This window comes from Pseudomonas sp. BF-B-30 (assembly GCF_019956305.1).
GTDB lineage: Bacteria > Pseudomonadota > Gammaproteobacteria > Pseudomonadales > Pseudomonadaceae > Aquipseudomonas > Aquipseudomonas jessenii.
The window spans coordinates 106,204-119,534 of the sequence record NZ_JAHBDG010000010.1; the positions used below are offsets into that span (position 1 = coordinate 106,204).

The window sequence follows — 13,331 nt, forward strand, 5'->3', positions numbered from 1 at the left end:
ACAAACAGCTACAAGCCCTGCGCGGGCGATTGACCTTCGTACTGCGCATCCGAGACTTTTTCCGCCCAAGTGACAGCCTTGCCGTCCTCGGCTTCGGCGATGGCGATGTGAGTCATTCCGTTGGTGGCCGTCGCGCCATGCCAGTGACGTGTTTGCGGCGGGATCCAGACAATGTCGCCCGGACGGATTTCCTGACGTGGGCCGCCCTCTTGCTGCACATAACCAACCCCGGCGGTGACGATCAGCGTTTGCCCCAGCGGATGGGTATGCCAGGCCGTGCGGGCGGCGGGTTCGAAGGTCACCGTGCCACCGCCGATGCGAGCAGGGGAATCCCCCTTGAACAGGCCATCAACCCGAACCGTGCCGGTGAAGTTTTCCGCAGCGCCCTTGATGGAGGGCTGGGAGCCGGCGTGGGTAATGCGGATCTCGTTGGAGGACTGGGCGCAGGCTTCCCCGGCCATGAGCGATAAGGCCACCAATGGGGCGATCAAGGGATTCATCAATGTTGCTCCTAAAGGCGGGTCAGCCAACTGCGAGGCAGCCGCCGTGGGTGTTGAAGGGGAGATGGCTTTCCCTCTCAGGTCGTGGGCCGTCAGGAACGAGCACACAACGGGCGGGATGGTTTCACCCCAAATTCCCGCTTTTGATGGTCAGGCTGCACGTCAGTGGTATCGGCTGGGTGCAGGACCGCTGGGGAAACAGTAAGCGAGCTAACGGATGAGCACTAGACGGGTAAATCGGCAAGGGTTCATGAGGCTTATTCATCAATCCGGGCAAGTGCACCATGTCACTCAACATCGCCGGAGAGTGTTTGTTTAACGGTGTTTAAGGTTACTTCATGCAAGCTACAAGACCTTGCGCCGTTGCCTACGGTTACGCCAGAATCCGCCGGCTTGTGCGCCTCGGGGGCCATCGGTAACTTGATTCGCGTCACTGCCCATCAGTGATCGGGTTTAGTCGCCTGTTGGTAATTGAAGTCGCACAAGTGTCCGTCAGACAGGTATTTACACCTGTATTTGATGGTGGCTGTGCGCAGGGCACCTTCGGGTGCGCCGGCTTCTTCAATTCCCCGGTCGACTAACCTGCGTACAGCTGCCACCCCTTCGTTTAGTCGCGAAGTGGTGACCGCATCACTCAGGAATTGAAGATCATGTTCAAGGTAACGCCAAACCCACCGGAGGTTGATCCGGTCTCCCCACATGAACCCGACTCAACCAGGCTCAACGAAGCCGCCCCCGATTTTCACATCCCCTCGATTGCCGATATCAAAGCCACACCGCGCACACCCGGTACCCTGTTCACCGTGGACCCGCAGGCGAGTCCCGAAACCTTGATGGTTTATTTGGTCGAAACCCTCGCGTCGGTCGATGTGATGGTCCATCAGTTGGTGGATCACCTGGACGGGGGGGCGCGCAATGCGCTGCTGGGGATTTCCAACAGCGTGATGCTGGCGGAGATCACGGCGAATCGGGTGCTGGATCAAATCGACCCGTAGGAGCGAGCCTGCTCGCGATGGAGGGTAACGATGACGCGGGAAACCAGACGGACCGTGGCGCCCTTGGGTTTTTCGCGAGCAGGCTCGCTCCTACAGGGGGCGGGATGTGGTTTGGAAGTGAAAGCAATGGACCCGCCAGGGTGGCGGGTCCGAAGGGGGATCAAAGCTTCGGCAATTGCCCGATGCGGCCCATCATTTCGGTCACGATCTGCAAGTCCAGCAGGAACTGCTCGGTGGTCTTGAACTCGTTATCGTTGTGACCGGTGTATTTGACGTCCGGCATGGCCAGGCCGAATTGCACGCCGTTGGGCAGTTCATGCACGGAGGTGGCGCCGGCGGAGGTGCCGAACTTGTGTTCCATGCCGAGGTTTTCGCTGGTCACAGCGAGCAAGGCTTTGACCCATTCACCCTCGGGGTTGCGATACATCGGCTCGGCGATCGACAGGTCGAAGGTTGGTGCGATGCTGGTCTTCTTGCTCCAGGCGTCCAGCTTTGCGGCGATTTCGGACTTGAGCACATCCGGCGTCTTGCCCTTCGGCACGCGCAGGTTGACTGCGAGTTTGAAGGCTTTGTCATCCATCCCGACATAGGTCAGGGACGTGGTCAGCGGGCCCATGAATTCATCGGAAAAACCGACTCCCAACTTGCCACCCAGGTAGTCCAGCCCCCAGTTGTCGGCGGCGTAGCGCGCGGCGTCGGTGATCTGGTTGTGCTTGAGCGCGACCTTGCCGTCGAGGCCATTGATGAAGTCGAGCATCCTGGCCACCGGGTTGACGCCGGACTCGGGCTCGGAGGAGTGGGCGGACACACCGGTGACCGTCAGTTTGACGTCCTTGCCGTCGACCTTGGCGGCGACCGCGAAGTTGCCGCCGTTGCGCTTGGCATACTCGGTGCCGGCCTTTTGCAGGCTGGCGGCCAGTTCGGCGGGCTTGTCGGTCACCAGGGTCGCAACCGATGTCGATGGGATCTGGTTGGTGGCCAGGCCGCCGGTCATCGAGGTGATCTCTGCGCCTTTGCCTTGCGCGGTGCGCTTGGCGAAGCTGGCCATGACCGTGCCGTAGCCTTTCTCGGCGATCACCACCGGGTAGCCGCCATCCAGCGCCAGGTTGTAGTTGGGTGTGGGGTTGCGTTCGAAGTAGTAGGGGATGGCGTCGCCCGTGGTCTCTTCGGTGGTGTCGACCAGCAGCTTGAAGTTGCGGGCCAGCGGCAGCTTCTCCTCCTTGATGATCTTCATGGCGTAGAGCGCCACCACGATGCCGTTCTTGTCATCCTCGGTGCCGCGGCCATACATGCGATCGCCGATCAGGGTGACCTTGAACGGGTCGAGGCGGGTGCCGTCCTGCAGCACCCAGTTTTCTGGCGTCACCGGCACCACATCGGCATGGGCGTGAATGCCCACGACTTCATCGCCGCTGCCTTCCAGGGAGATCTCGTAGACGCGGTTGTCGATGTTGCGAAAGTTCAGGTTGAACGCCTGGGCCAGGCCCTTGATCTTCTCGGCAATCTTGAGGAATTCGGGATTGTCGTGCTGGTCGACACCGTCCACGCGCACGGTCGGAATGGCCACCAGCTCCTTCAGGGTTTCGGTGGCTGCGCTGCCGTATTTCACCCGGGCATAGAGGCCGAGCAAACGATGGATTTCGTTTTGTTGCCCGGCAGTAAGCGTCTTGTTGTCGAGGAAGGCACGGATGGCCGGGCCGAGGTCGTCGGTCTTGGCGATATCGCTCTTGGCCAGGCTTCCCAGGAACTGCCTGAAATCCTTGACCGATGCATCACTGAAGGTCTTGAGGATGATCGCGTTCTGTTGCGGGGTGATGTTGGCGTGGGCAGCGGTGGTGAACGACGAAAGGCTGGCGAGCATGAGGGTGGTCGCAGCCAGGTGCTTGAGGGAGAAATCCATTGCTGGGGGCATTCCTTTGCAGGCGGTTCGTAGGAAATATCTGATCGACTGATCAGAAACATCTCAAAGCTAACACCGCGAGCGTGTGAAACGGGAGACCCTGAAGTGGGATCTGTCGCACAGAAATGCAAAAGCGGCGCAGAAATGAAAAACCGCTCTATCAATGCTTACATTCCGCCATCACCACTTTGCAGGTACTTGGCGTACCGCCGGATCGGCCGGAATAGCGTATGCAATTACTCAGGGATTTCTGGCGAGCCATGTCCAGGGTGTCGCCCCAGGCGAGGCCTCCTTCGCCGACAGTGGGGAGGGCTTTTGCATAGCAGGTCGAGCCGACGCTGGGGGCAGAATGCTGAGCCGTGCTGGCTTTGCCTGAACAGCCGGCTATCAGCGCCAGATCGACGGCGAGCAGGGATAGCAGGATCCACGACGAGCATTGGCGCACAGTGTGTCCCGTCATCCCGGTTCCCCTGTAGCAAGAGGCGCATTTGAGATCGTACCTGGCCGGATCAGGGCTGGGGCACTCTCTTACTTGAGCCTATCCTTGCGGCATCGATCCTGCTGCTCCTTTCGTCCGCTTTCCCAGGTTCGGTGTGTCTGGTCGTCCGAAAGCCGGGCCGAGGTCGCTACAGACCACTGAACATGCTGATGATCACGGCATTGACCAGGTCAATGAAAAAGCCACACACCAGCGGCACGATCAGGAAGGCCTGGTGCGCCGCGCCGTACTTTTGCGTCACGGTCGACATGTTGACGATGGCCGTTGCCGTGGAGCCGAGGGCAATCCCGCCGAATCCGGAAGCGATCACGCTGGCTTCGTAATTGCGCCCCATAAAGCGGAAGACCACAAAATACGTATAGGCGACCGTCAGCAGGATTTGCAGGGTCAATGCGCAAAGAATGAACATCAATGCGCCGCTGAGTTGCCATAGCTGAAGACCCATCAGGGCCATGGTCAAAAACATGCCCAGACAGATATCGGAGATCAGCGACAGGCCCAGGCTGGCACCGCTCCAGGTTTTCAGTCGCTGGTCACCGACAAAGGCCAGAACGAGGTGGTGAATGACGATGCCGGCGAACAGGCAGCTGACAAACTTGGGCAGGGTGATGCCGGCATCGACCAGCAGCAGGTTGAGTCCATAGCCGAGCATCAGGGTCAGGTTGAGCCACATCCAGGCCCAGAGCACGTCGTAGTAGTCCAGCGCCTTGCTCGGTTGTTGCTCGAGAATGCCGACTTCCAGCTCCGCATCCCTGGACGGCGTCAGTTGATAACGGCGTATCAGCTGGTTGGCGATAGGGCCGCCGATGACGCAAGCGGCAATCAGGCCGACGGTGTTGCTGGCGATGCCCAGTTCGTGGGCGTTGCTGATGCCCAGTTTTTCGACGAAGAGCGGTGCCCAGGCCAGGGTCGTGCCCACCCCACCCGTGAGGGAAATGGAGCCCACCATCAAGCCCGCCTTGGGATCAAGCCCAAAAGCCTCGGCCACGCCCATGCCCAGCGAGTTCTGCAGCAGAATGAACACAGCGGCGAGTAACAGCAGGATCAGCAGCGGGCGCCCGCCCTTGAGCAGTTGGCGCATGTCCGACTTCAAGCCGATGCCGGCAAAGAAATAGAGCAGCAGGGTGTCGCGAATTTGCAGATCGAATTCGATCTGGATATTCAGGCCAAAGTAAAGCAAGGACGTAACCGCCGCACAGACGAAGCCGCCGACGACCGATTCGGGGATACAGTATTGACGGAGAAAGGCGTTGTGCTGGACGAGGGTTTTGCCAAGGAAAAGCAGGAGGATGGCAAGGGTAAAACTCACGAGGCCGTGAACCTGGAAGAGCTGTGAAGTCATTTAAGGCCTACCTAAAACTGAAAAGTCATTATCAGGATTCGGTCATTCAATGTTTAGACCTGGATCAATGAACGGTCGAAACAGCCTTGCTCGTCCAGATGGCTTCCCAATCATCAGGTGCGTCTGTACGCCAGGAGTGAGGACAGCCTAGCCTGAAGGGGAACCCCCATCCGGGTTGGCATAGGCCGCCATCACGGTCCCGATGGCCAGTCAGACGGTGACGTCAGCGCTTGATCAGAGAAATTTTCGTTCCCTCGATACTGACCCCCGCCATTAACCCTTGCTGGTCGAAGATAAACGCGTAGGCGTCGTCTTTGAGCGTCGAGCTGGACAGGTTCTTCGCAACCCCTTCATCCACAAACACAACTGTTGGCCCGACACCGATTTCCCAGCCCTTGGTTTTGGCGACATAGTCCACGGCTTTATCGGTCATCAGGAAAACCACATAGCCGTACGACTGGGCGCCGGCCTGCAGCCCCCATGAACCGCTGACAGAGTTGTAGTAGTTCTCGACTTTCGTGCCCTTCATTAAAACGCCTTCGCCATAACTGCCGCCGAATACAAGTCCCGCCTTGATGATGTTCGGGAAGACCAGCACAGCCTTGGCCTGGTGCGAGATGGTTTCGGAGAATGGATTGGTCTTGTAGAGCGTCTGCAACGCTTGTCGAGCGTCGGCATTCAGATCCTCGGCGGTGGCCGCTGCGGCATTGTTCAGGAAACCGGCCGATGCCAATGTTGCAATCGCGAGGAAGAACGACAGGAAGAACTGCATTGATCGAGTCATTTGCGTACTCCACTGAGGGAGCAGGGGATGAGAGCAGCGGCAAGTGCCTGCGTCACGCAGGAACCGAACCCGCTGAGGTTATCCGGCGCACCCTGAAATGTGTGAATTGCAGGCTGCGCTCGTGAAAGAACTGGGCTCTGGGCCACTGATCGTTTGCGCTGCCATCAGCTGTTATGACCACTGCGTATCGGCCGGGTTCGCTGTCAGTTTTGCTTCTGGCCGATGGTTTTCCGCCTCGCATGCATTCGCGACTAGAATTTCACTGCCAATCATTCTTGAGCAAGATCAGTTTTTTCGCCCTCCGGGAACCAGATATGACAAATTCTCAAGATAAAGCCGAATCCGACGCGGATTTAGCTCAAATGGTTATAGGGCTAGGGCCCTGCACTTATCTGTTGTTGCTCTTGCTAGGGTTGATCCTCCTGTTTCCCTTTCTTGAGGAGGGGCTGATTGCTCGCATGTTGCTCGGCATTCTGTTTTCGGCCGTGCTGCTCGTGGGTGCTTTCGCCACCCGGCAGACCCGGCGGGGCTTCATCCTCAAAGTGTGCCTGGCGTTGCTTGGGATTTGTCTTCAATGGGCGGCCTTGTGGACCGAGAGTGTCGCGACGCTTGAACTTGCCGGGATCACCTATGCGGCGTCACTTGCGGTTTCGTTCAGCGGAGTGCTTCGCTACCTTCTCAAACGCGGGCCAATTACAGCCGACAAGCTTCATGGCGCGCTTGCGGGCTACATCATGCTGGCCTTCGCTTGGTCCTTCATCTATGCCCTGGTCGAGATTTCCGCCGCGGGCTCATTCGGCCCCGGCAACTTCGATTTCAGACAACCCGGCACTTTCTTCAAACTGATCTATTTCAGCTTCACGACGCTCACGACCACCGGTTACGGGGATGTTATCCCGTTGACCAACCACGCCCGCTCACTGGTGATGGTCGAAGAATTTTCAGGCGTCTTTTACGTGGGGGTCGTGATAGCGCGGCTTGCCGGCATTTATCCGTCGCATCAGGCCAGGTGACGCCCGATTTGCCTGGGCCACCACCGGCCTTCCGCTGCCCCGGTATTTATTGGGTCAAATGACTTTAACGATCCATGGATTACCGGAAACAGGCTTGAGTGCTGACGAGCTGAGGAATTGAGCGGTCCATGCACTTTTATAAAGCGCCATGCCTAACAACGTGCACCAGTCGGAAGCGCCGCAAAGCGCTATCGCCTGCGGTAACTCCAACGTCGTGACAATCCCCCCTGGCTCAAGAGTCAGTGTTTCCAGATAGTTGAAGTCTCTGTGTCGCTGGCTGGCACAAAGGCTGCAAGGCTGACTTCAGGTCCACCTGGAACGCATTCGTGTGGACAGCCCCCTCGGTCAACGACGATCGATTGGCCGGACAGGTCGTGGGCAGCATCGGTGGATCAGGCATAGATGCCTGGTTTGTACACCGCAAAAGAACAGGCAAAGACGCCTGGAACCGAAAGGTTTCAGGCGTTTTTTTTTGCTTTTAAAACCGTGATTGGCTCGGGCTGGGTGCTTTCTATGAATTCCAATGTTGCCACGTTGAACAAGATGCAAACGCTGATCGTGATCGGTAATGGCATGGTCGGACATCATTGTGTCGAACAGCTGATCGAGCGGGGAGCGCTTGAACATTACCGGCTGCACGTCTTCAGTGAGGAGCCGATGCGCGCCTATGACCGTGTGCATCTTTCCGAGTACTTCTCCGGTCGTGATGCCGAGTCGCTGGCGCTGTCCGATGCGTCGCTTTACCAGACGCCCGGCGTTACGCTGCATTTGGGTGTGCCGGTATTGGAAATCGACCGCGCCCGTCGCCAGGTGGTCACCTCGCAAGGTTGCGTCTCGTATGACAAATTGGTTCTGGCCACCGGTTCTTATCCGTTCGTTCCGCCAATCGAAGGCGCCGAAGGTGAATCGCGCCTGGTCTATCGCACCCTGGAAGACCTCGATGCCATTCGGGCTGCGGCGGCCAATGCCCGGCGCGGCGTGGTGGTCGGCGGTGGCTTGCTGGGGCTGGAAGCCGCGAACGCGTTGAAGAGCCTGGGCCTTGAAGCCCACGTGGTGGAATTCGCGCCGCGCTTGATGCCGGTACAGCTGGATGACCTCGGTGGCCAGGCGCTCAAGGCGCAGATCGAACGATTGGGCGTCGGTGTACACCTGTCCCGCGCCACGCAATCGATCAGTGCGGGCGAGCAGTACCGCTATCGCATGAATTTCGCCAATGACGAATTCCTCGAAACCGACCTGATCGTGTTTTCCGCCGGTATCCGCGCTCAAGACGCGCTGGCTCGTCGATGCGCGCTGGAAATCGGTCCGCGCGGTGGCGTGGTGATCGACGACACGTGCCTAAGTTGCGACCCGAACATCTACGCCATCGGTGAATGCGCTTCATGGAACGGCAGCCTGTTCGGCCTGGTCGCACCGGGCTACCAGATGGCACGCAGCGTCGCGGCCCGTCTGTGCAACGAAGTCGCCGAGCCGTTCACCGGTGCCGACATGTCGACCAAGCTCAAGCTGCTGGGGGTGGATGTCGGCTCCATCGGCGACGCCCACGGCAACACCCCGGGCGCGCGCAGCTATCAATTCATCGACGAAACCAGCGCCAGTTATCGCCGCCTGGTGGTGGATGCGAGTGGCAAACACGTCCTCGGTGCAGTGCTGGTCGGTGACAACAGCTATTACGACACCCTGCTGCAATACATGCAGAACGCCATTGCCTTGCCGTCGGAACCGGCCAGCCTGATTCTGCCGTCCTCCGAAGGCGCGCCGACCCTGGGCCCGGGTGCGCTGCCCGAGTCGGCCACGGTGTGCTCATGTCATAACGTCACCAAGGGCTCCATTTGTTCGGCCATCGACGGCGGCTGTACGGACCTGGGCCAGCTCAAGTCGCAGACCAAGGCTTGCACCGGCTGCGGCGGTTGCGCCGGCCTGCTCAAGCAAGTGTTCGAGCATGAGCTGATTGCCCGCGGCGTCAGTGTCGACAAGAGCCTGTGCGAACACTTCGCCTATACCCGTCAGGAGCTTTATGCGCTGGTACGGGTAGAGGGAGTGATCACCTTCGAAGAACTGTTGGCCAAACATGGCCGTGGCCACACCGGTTGCGACGTCTGCAAACCGGCGGTGGGCTCGATCCTCGCCTCGTGCTGGAACCAGCCGATCATGGACACGTCGCTGGTGCCCTTGCAGGACACCAACGACACCTTCATGGCCAACATGCAGAAAAACGGTACGTACTCGGTGGTGCCGCGTATTCCTGGCGGCGAAATCACCGCCGACAAGCTGATCGCGATTGGCGTGGTGGCGAAGAAATACGACCTCTACACCAAAATCACCGGCGGGCAGCGCATCGATCTGTTCGGCGCTCAGTTGCATCAGTTGCCGGACATCTGGGCCGAGCTGATTGAAGCGGGTTTTGAGACCGGGCACGCCTATGGCAAATCGACCCGGACGGTGAAGTCCTGTGTGGGCAGTACCTGGTGCCGTTATGGCGTACAGGACAGCGTACAAATGGCCCTGACCATCGAAGACCGCTACAAGGGCCTGCGCTCGCCGCACAAGCTCAAGTTCGCCGTCTCCGGATGCACCCGTGAATGCGCCGAGGCGCAGAGCAAGGACGTGGGCGTAATCGCCACCGAGAAAGGCTGGAACCTCTACGTGGCCGGTAACGGCGGCATGCGTCCGCGCCACGCCGAGCTGTTTGCCACCGACCTCGATGACGCGACCCTGATTCGTTACATCGACCGCTTCCTGATGTTCTACATCCGCACCGCCGACAAGTTGCAGCGTACCTCGGTCTGGCGCGAGAGCCTGGAAGGCGGCCTCGACTACCTCAAGGACGTGATCATCAACGACAGCCTCGGGCTGGGTGAGGAGCTCGAGTCGCAGATGCAGCTGGTGGTCAACCGCTACGAGTGCGAATGGGCCAATGCCCTTAAAGACCCGGAAAAGCTCAAGCGCTTCCGCACCTTCGTCAACGATCAACGCCCGGACCCGGACATCCATTTTGTCCAGGAACGCGGTCAGCGCCGGCCGATCATGGCCGCTGAACTCCACCTTATCCCTGTCATTGAGGAGATTGTCTGATGAGCCAGTCCGATACCCAGCGAGCCTATTCCAGTTCATCCTTGGTCCATCCCGATGCCTGGCAAGCGGTGTGCAGCCAGGATGATCTGGTGAGTAACTCCGGTGTCGTCGTCTGGCTGGACGGTGCACAAGTGGCGCTGTTCTACCTGCCGGCTGCCGAAGGCAAGACCCTCTATGCCATCGATAATCATGACCCGCAATCCGGGGCGAATGTCATCGGTCGCGGGCTGATCGGCAGCATCAAGGGCGATCTGGTGATTGCCTCGCCACTCTACAAACAGCATTTCCGCCTTGAGGACGGCAGTTGTCTGGAGTATCCGCAGCAGCGTCTGCGGGTCTGGCCTGTGCGCCTCAACGGAGGCCAGGTGGAGGTCGCGGTGGCCTGACCACATGGATTTCCACGCGGTCTGAACGCTCATTCAATTAATGATTCATGCCAGGCTCCGGCGGAGTCGATGATCAATGACAAACAGTATCGGAGGCTCGTATGAAAACAGCCGCACAACTGCTCAAGCTCAAGGCCGTGCAGAACCGACGGGTGCATAGCATCGCGCCAGACCAGACGGTGCTTGAAGCGTTGAAGATGATGGCCGAAAAAAATGTCGGGGCGTTACCTGTCATGGAGGAGGGGCAGGTGGTCGGCGTTATCAGCGAACGCGACTATGCGCGCAAGGTCGTTCTACAGGGGCGCTCTTCGGTCGGTACGCCGGTCCGGGCCATCATGAGCGCGCCTGTCGTGACCGCAGACAGTCAGCAGAGTATTGAGCGTTGCATGGCGGTCATGACCGACAGTCACCTGCGCCATCTACCGGTGGTGGAGGGCGACCAACTGATTGGCCTGTTGTCGATTGGTGATCTGGTCAAAGAAGCCATCGTCGAGCAGGCCGAACTGATCCGGCAACTGGAACACTATATTCGCGGACATTAAAGCGACCGGGGCAGGGTGGATCGAAGGCTTGTGAGTACATGCAGTTTTCAGATGTGCCGGGCGTCGGGCGGGAATTGATCAGGGAGCATATGACATGGCCAGGTTGAGCACGGCACAACGTATCGTCATCGGCTTTGCAATTGCGCCGTTGGTACTGACAGGTTTGGTGTTATATGCGTTGCACGATCTGGCAACGCTAAAGGAACAGGCCATGCTGATCGTCAAACGGGACTGGCCGAAAATCGATCCGATCATGGTTATTGCCACAGGTGTACGGGACAACGCCAGGAACACCCGGGACTTGCTGATCGACAAAGACAATCAGCAAGTGCAAGAGGCCATCGATGCCACCAAAAAGCGTATCAGCCTGGCACTGAAAACCCTCGAGCCACTGTTCGATCTGCCGGAAGGCAAGACCGCCTATGCTGCCCTGAAAAAGAACCGCGAGGCTTACGTCGACGCATTCACCCAGGTGCAGGTGTTGATCCGGCAAGGCGCTTTTGATGCCGCGATGGCGCAGTTGAAACAGCACGTCGTCCCTGCCGAACAGCAGGTTTATAAAAGTCTGGACGCCTTGATGGCGCTGCAAGGGCAGATCTTCGCCGACCGTGAAAGATCGGCGCAGGCGCTCTACGAAGAAGCGTATCTGAACATGTTGGGGCTGCTTGCATTCTGCCTGGCCTCGGTCATCGCCGCGGCGGTCATCGTGACGCGCAGTGTCACCCGGCCCTTGGGTGGCGAGCCCGATGATGCCGCGCGGGTCTTGAGTCAAATCGCGCAGGGCGACCTGACGATTCAAGTGCCAGTGAATGCAAATGCCGACGGTAGCGTGATGATGAACATGCACCGGATGCAGCAAAGCTTGAACGCGATGGTCAGGCACATCGCCGTGTCGGTCGATCAGGTGGCCAGTTCGTCCGAAGAGCTGAGCACGGTCAGCAGTCAGACCAGCAGCAGTTTGCAACTTCAGGGCCTGGAGATCGAACAGGCTGCGGCGGCGGTCAATCAGATGACGGCGGCCGTCGACGAGGTCGCACGCAATGCCGTCAGCACCAGCGAGGCGTCCCGGGTTTCCGAGCAAACGGCACAACGCGGCCGTGAGCAAGTTCAGGAAACGGTGGCCTCGATAGGTGCGCTGGCGGACGGCATGATGGATACCTCCGAACGTGTTCAGCAATTGGCCGGACGTGTACAAGACATTAGCGCGGTACTGGATGTAATTCGCAGCATTGCCGAGCAAACCAATTTGCTGGCCCTCAACGCAGCGATTGAAGCGGCTCGTGCCGGTGATGCCGGGCGTGGTTTTGCGGTAGTCGCCGATGAGGTGCGGGCGCTGGCCCATCGCACTCATGTGTCGACCCAGGAAATCGAGCAGATGATTGGCAATATTCGGCTCGATACCGGGCACGCGGTGACCGCAATGCAAAGCAGCGGTCACCTGGTGCAGACGACCCTGGAAGTCGCGCAACGCTCCGGCGAGGCACTGGAGGAGATCACCCGGTCGATCTCGCAGATCAATGAACGCAACCTGCTGATCGCCAGTGCCACGGAGGAGCAGGCCCTGGTGGCGCGTGAGGTGGACCGCAACCTGGTGGGCATTCGTGACTTGTCCGAGCAGATCGTACTGGGTGCCCGACATACCCACGCAGCCGGTCAGGAGCTGGCGCAGATGGCTGGAGCGCTGCACCAGACGGTGGCGCGCTTTAAAATCTAGACAGATTCGTTTTGCTTGTAGCAAGAGGGCCTCAAGGAGGCCCTCATCGCTAAAGCGTGGTTGTACTCAGTTCGCCTTTATCGGCACCGTCACGGTTTTGCCGAAGGCCGATTTTATGGTCGCCGTCGGGCTAGGCGACGGGCCACTGCCGGCGGTGGTCACCGCTATGTTCCAGCGCGCGCCTGTCGGTGTCTGCGTCAGGACGGCGGCGCCAAGGTTCACCGTACCGGTTGTGGTCGTGGCCGTCGCCGTGATGGTATTGCCCGTGCCACGGGAGGTGGTGCCGGACAGGACCCAATACCAGCGGCTGTTGCTGCGGGCGGTGACGGTGGCGCTGGTGACGATCAGGTTCTCGTTGATCGCTGCCGAGACCGCCACGGACACCGTCGCCGGTGCCGACTCCGCGTTCCTGGCATCGCTGGCCCTATAGGCAAAGGTCGCGGTGAACGGCGCAGGGACCGTGGCCGGTGGTGTGTAGGTCACACGCAGGCCATCGGTGCTGACCACGCCCTTGCCGGAGTCCGGTTGCTCCAGACCCACCACTTTAAGTGGCACGTTACCGTCAGGGTCGCTGTCGTTGG

The 13,331-nt window shown here is 59.4% G+C and carries 11 protein-coding genes and 1 pseudogene; 6 read left to right on the forward strand and 6 right to left on the reverse strand.

Annotated features, from left to right (window positions below):
• Nucleotides 1-8: 8 nt before the first annotated feature.
• Complete coding sequence (locus KGB29_RS06490) at nucleotides 9-500, reverse strand: cupin domain-containing protein (protein WP_150813959.1); 492 nt, start codon at nucleotides 498-500, stop codon at nucleotides 9-11.
• 650 nt (nucleotides 501-1,150) lie between these two features.
• On the opposite strand from KGB29_RS06490, the gene KGB29_RS06495 reads away from it, so the two are divergent.
• Nucleotides 1,151-1,495 carry a DUF6124 family protein gene (locus tag KGB29_RS06495; protein WP_150813960.1) on the forward strand — a complete coding sequence of 115 codons (345 nt, stop codon included), beginning with the start codon at nucleotides 1,151-1,153 and terminating at the stop codon, nucleotides 1,493-1,495.
• Nucleotides 1,496-1,655: 160 nt separating this feature from the next.
• On the opposite strand, the gene KGB29_RS06500 is transcribed toward KGB29_RS06495, so the two are convergent.
• The 4 genes from KGB29_RS06500 to KGB29_RS06515 all read right to left on the reverse strand — a co-directional run bounded on the left by KGB29_RS06500 (nucleotide 1,656) and on the right by KGB29_RS06515 (nucleotide 6,020).
• Nucleotides 1,656-3,395, reverse strand: coding sequence for a dipeptidase (locus KGB29_RS06500; RefSeq protein WP_150813962.1), 1,740 nt, complete (start codon nucleotides 3,393-3,395; stop codon nucleotides 1,656-1,658).
• 160 nt (nucleotides 3,396-3,555) lie between these two features.
• Nucleotides 3,556-3,855, reverse strand: coding sequence for a DUF4189 domain-containing protein (locus tag KGB29_RS06505; protein ID WP_150813963.1), 300 nt, complete (start codon nucleotides 3,853-3,855; stop codon nucleotides 3,556-3,558).
• A 166-nt stretch (nucleotides 3,856-4,021) separates the two neighbouring features.
• A complete protein-coding gene (gene gltS / locus KGB29_RS06510) occupies nucleotides 4,022-5,236 on the reverse strand; it encodes a sodium/glutamate symporter (RefSeq protein WP_150813964.1) in 1,215 nt (404 codons plus the stop codon).
• A 223-nt stretch (nucleotides 5,237-5,459) separates the two neighbouring features.
• Nucleotides 5,460-6,020 (reverse strand): YSC84-related protein, encoded by a 561-nt coding sequence (locus KGB29_RS06515; protein ID WP_150813965.1) that lies wholly within the window; start codon nucleotides 6,018-6,020, stop codon nucleotides 5,460-5,462.
• 314 nt (nucleotides 6,021-6,334) lie between these two features.
• Between KGB29_RS06515 and KGB29_RS06520 the strand changes: the two genes are divergently transcribed.
• From KGB29_RS06520 to KGB29_RS06540, 5 genes are all read left to right on the forward strand, one after another.
• Nucleotides 6,335-7,033, forward strand: a complete 699-nt coding sequence (locus tag KGB29_RS06520) for a potassium channel family protein (RefSeq protein ID WP_218543891.1) — start codon at nucleotides 6,335-6,337, stop codon at nucleotides 7,031-7,033.
• Between the two features lie 513 nt (nucleotides 7,034-7,546).
• Entirely contained in the window at nucleotides 7,547-10,108 is a 2,562-nt protein-coding gene (gene nirB / locus KGB29_RS06525; RefSeq protein ID WP_150813967.1) for a nitrite reductase large subunit NirB, read from the forward strand.
• The gene (gene nirD, locus KGB29_RS06530; RefSeq protein WP_090456004.1) at nucleotides 10,108-10,494 is read left to right on the forward strand and encodes a nitrite reductase small subunit NirD; all 387 of its coding nucleotides are present in this window, start codon (nucleotides 10,108-10,110) and stop codon (nucleotides 10,492-10,494) included. Before nirB ends, nirD begins: the two co-directional genes overlap by 1 nt.
• 101 nt (nucleotides 10,495-10,595) lie before the next feature.
• Nucleotides 10,596-11,036 carry a CBS domain-containing protein gene (locus KGB29_RS06535; RefSeq protein ID WP_090456003.1) on the forward strand — a complete coding sequence of 147 codons (441 nt, stop codon included), beginning with the start codon at nucleotides 10,596-10,598 and terminating at the stop codon, nucleotides 11,034-11,036.
• A gap of 94 nt (nucleotides 11,037-11,130) precedes the next feature.
• Nucleotides 11,131-12,750, forward strand: coding sequence for a methyl-accepting chemotaxis protein (locus KGB29_RS06540; RefSeq protein WP_150813968.1), 1,620 nt, complete (start codon nucleotides 11,131-11,133; stop codon nucleotides 12,748-12,750).
• Between the two features lie 66 nt (nucleotides 12,751-12,816).
• Here KGB29_RS06540 and KGB29_RS06545 read toward each other — a convergent pair.
• A pseudogene (locus tag KGB29_RS06545) lies at nucleotides 12,817-13,331 on the reverse strand (copper oxidase); the annotation flags it as partial.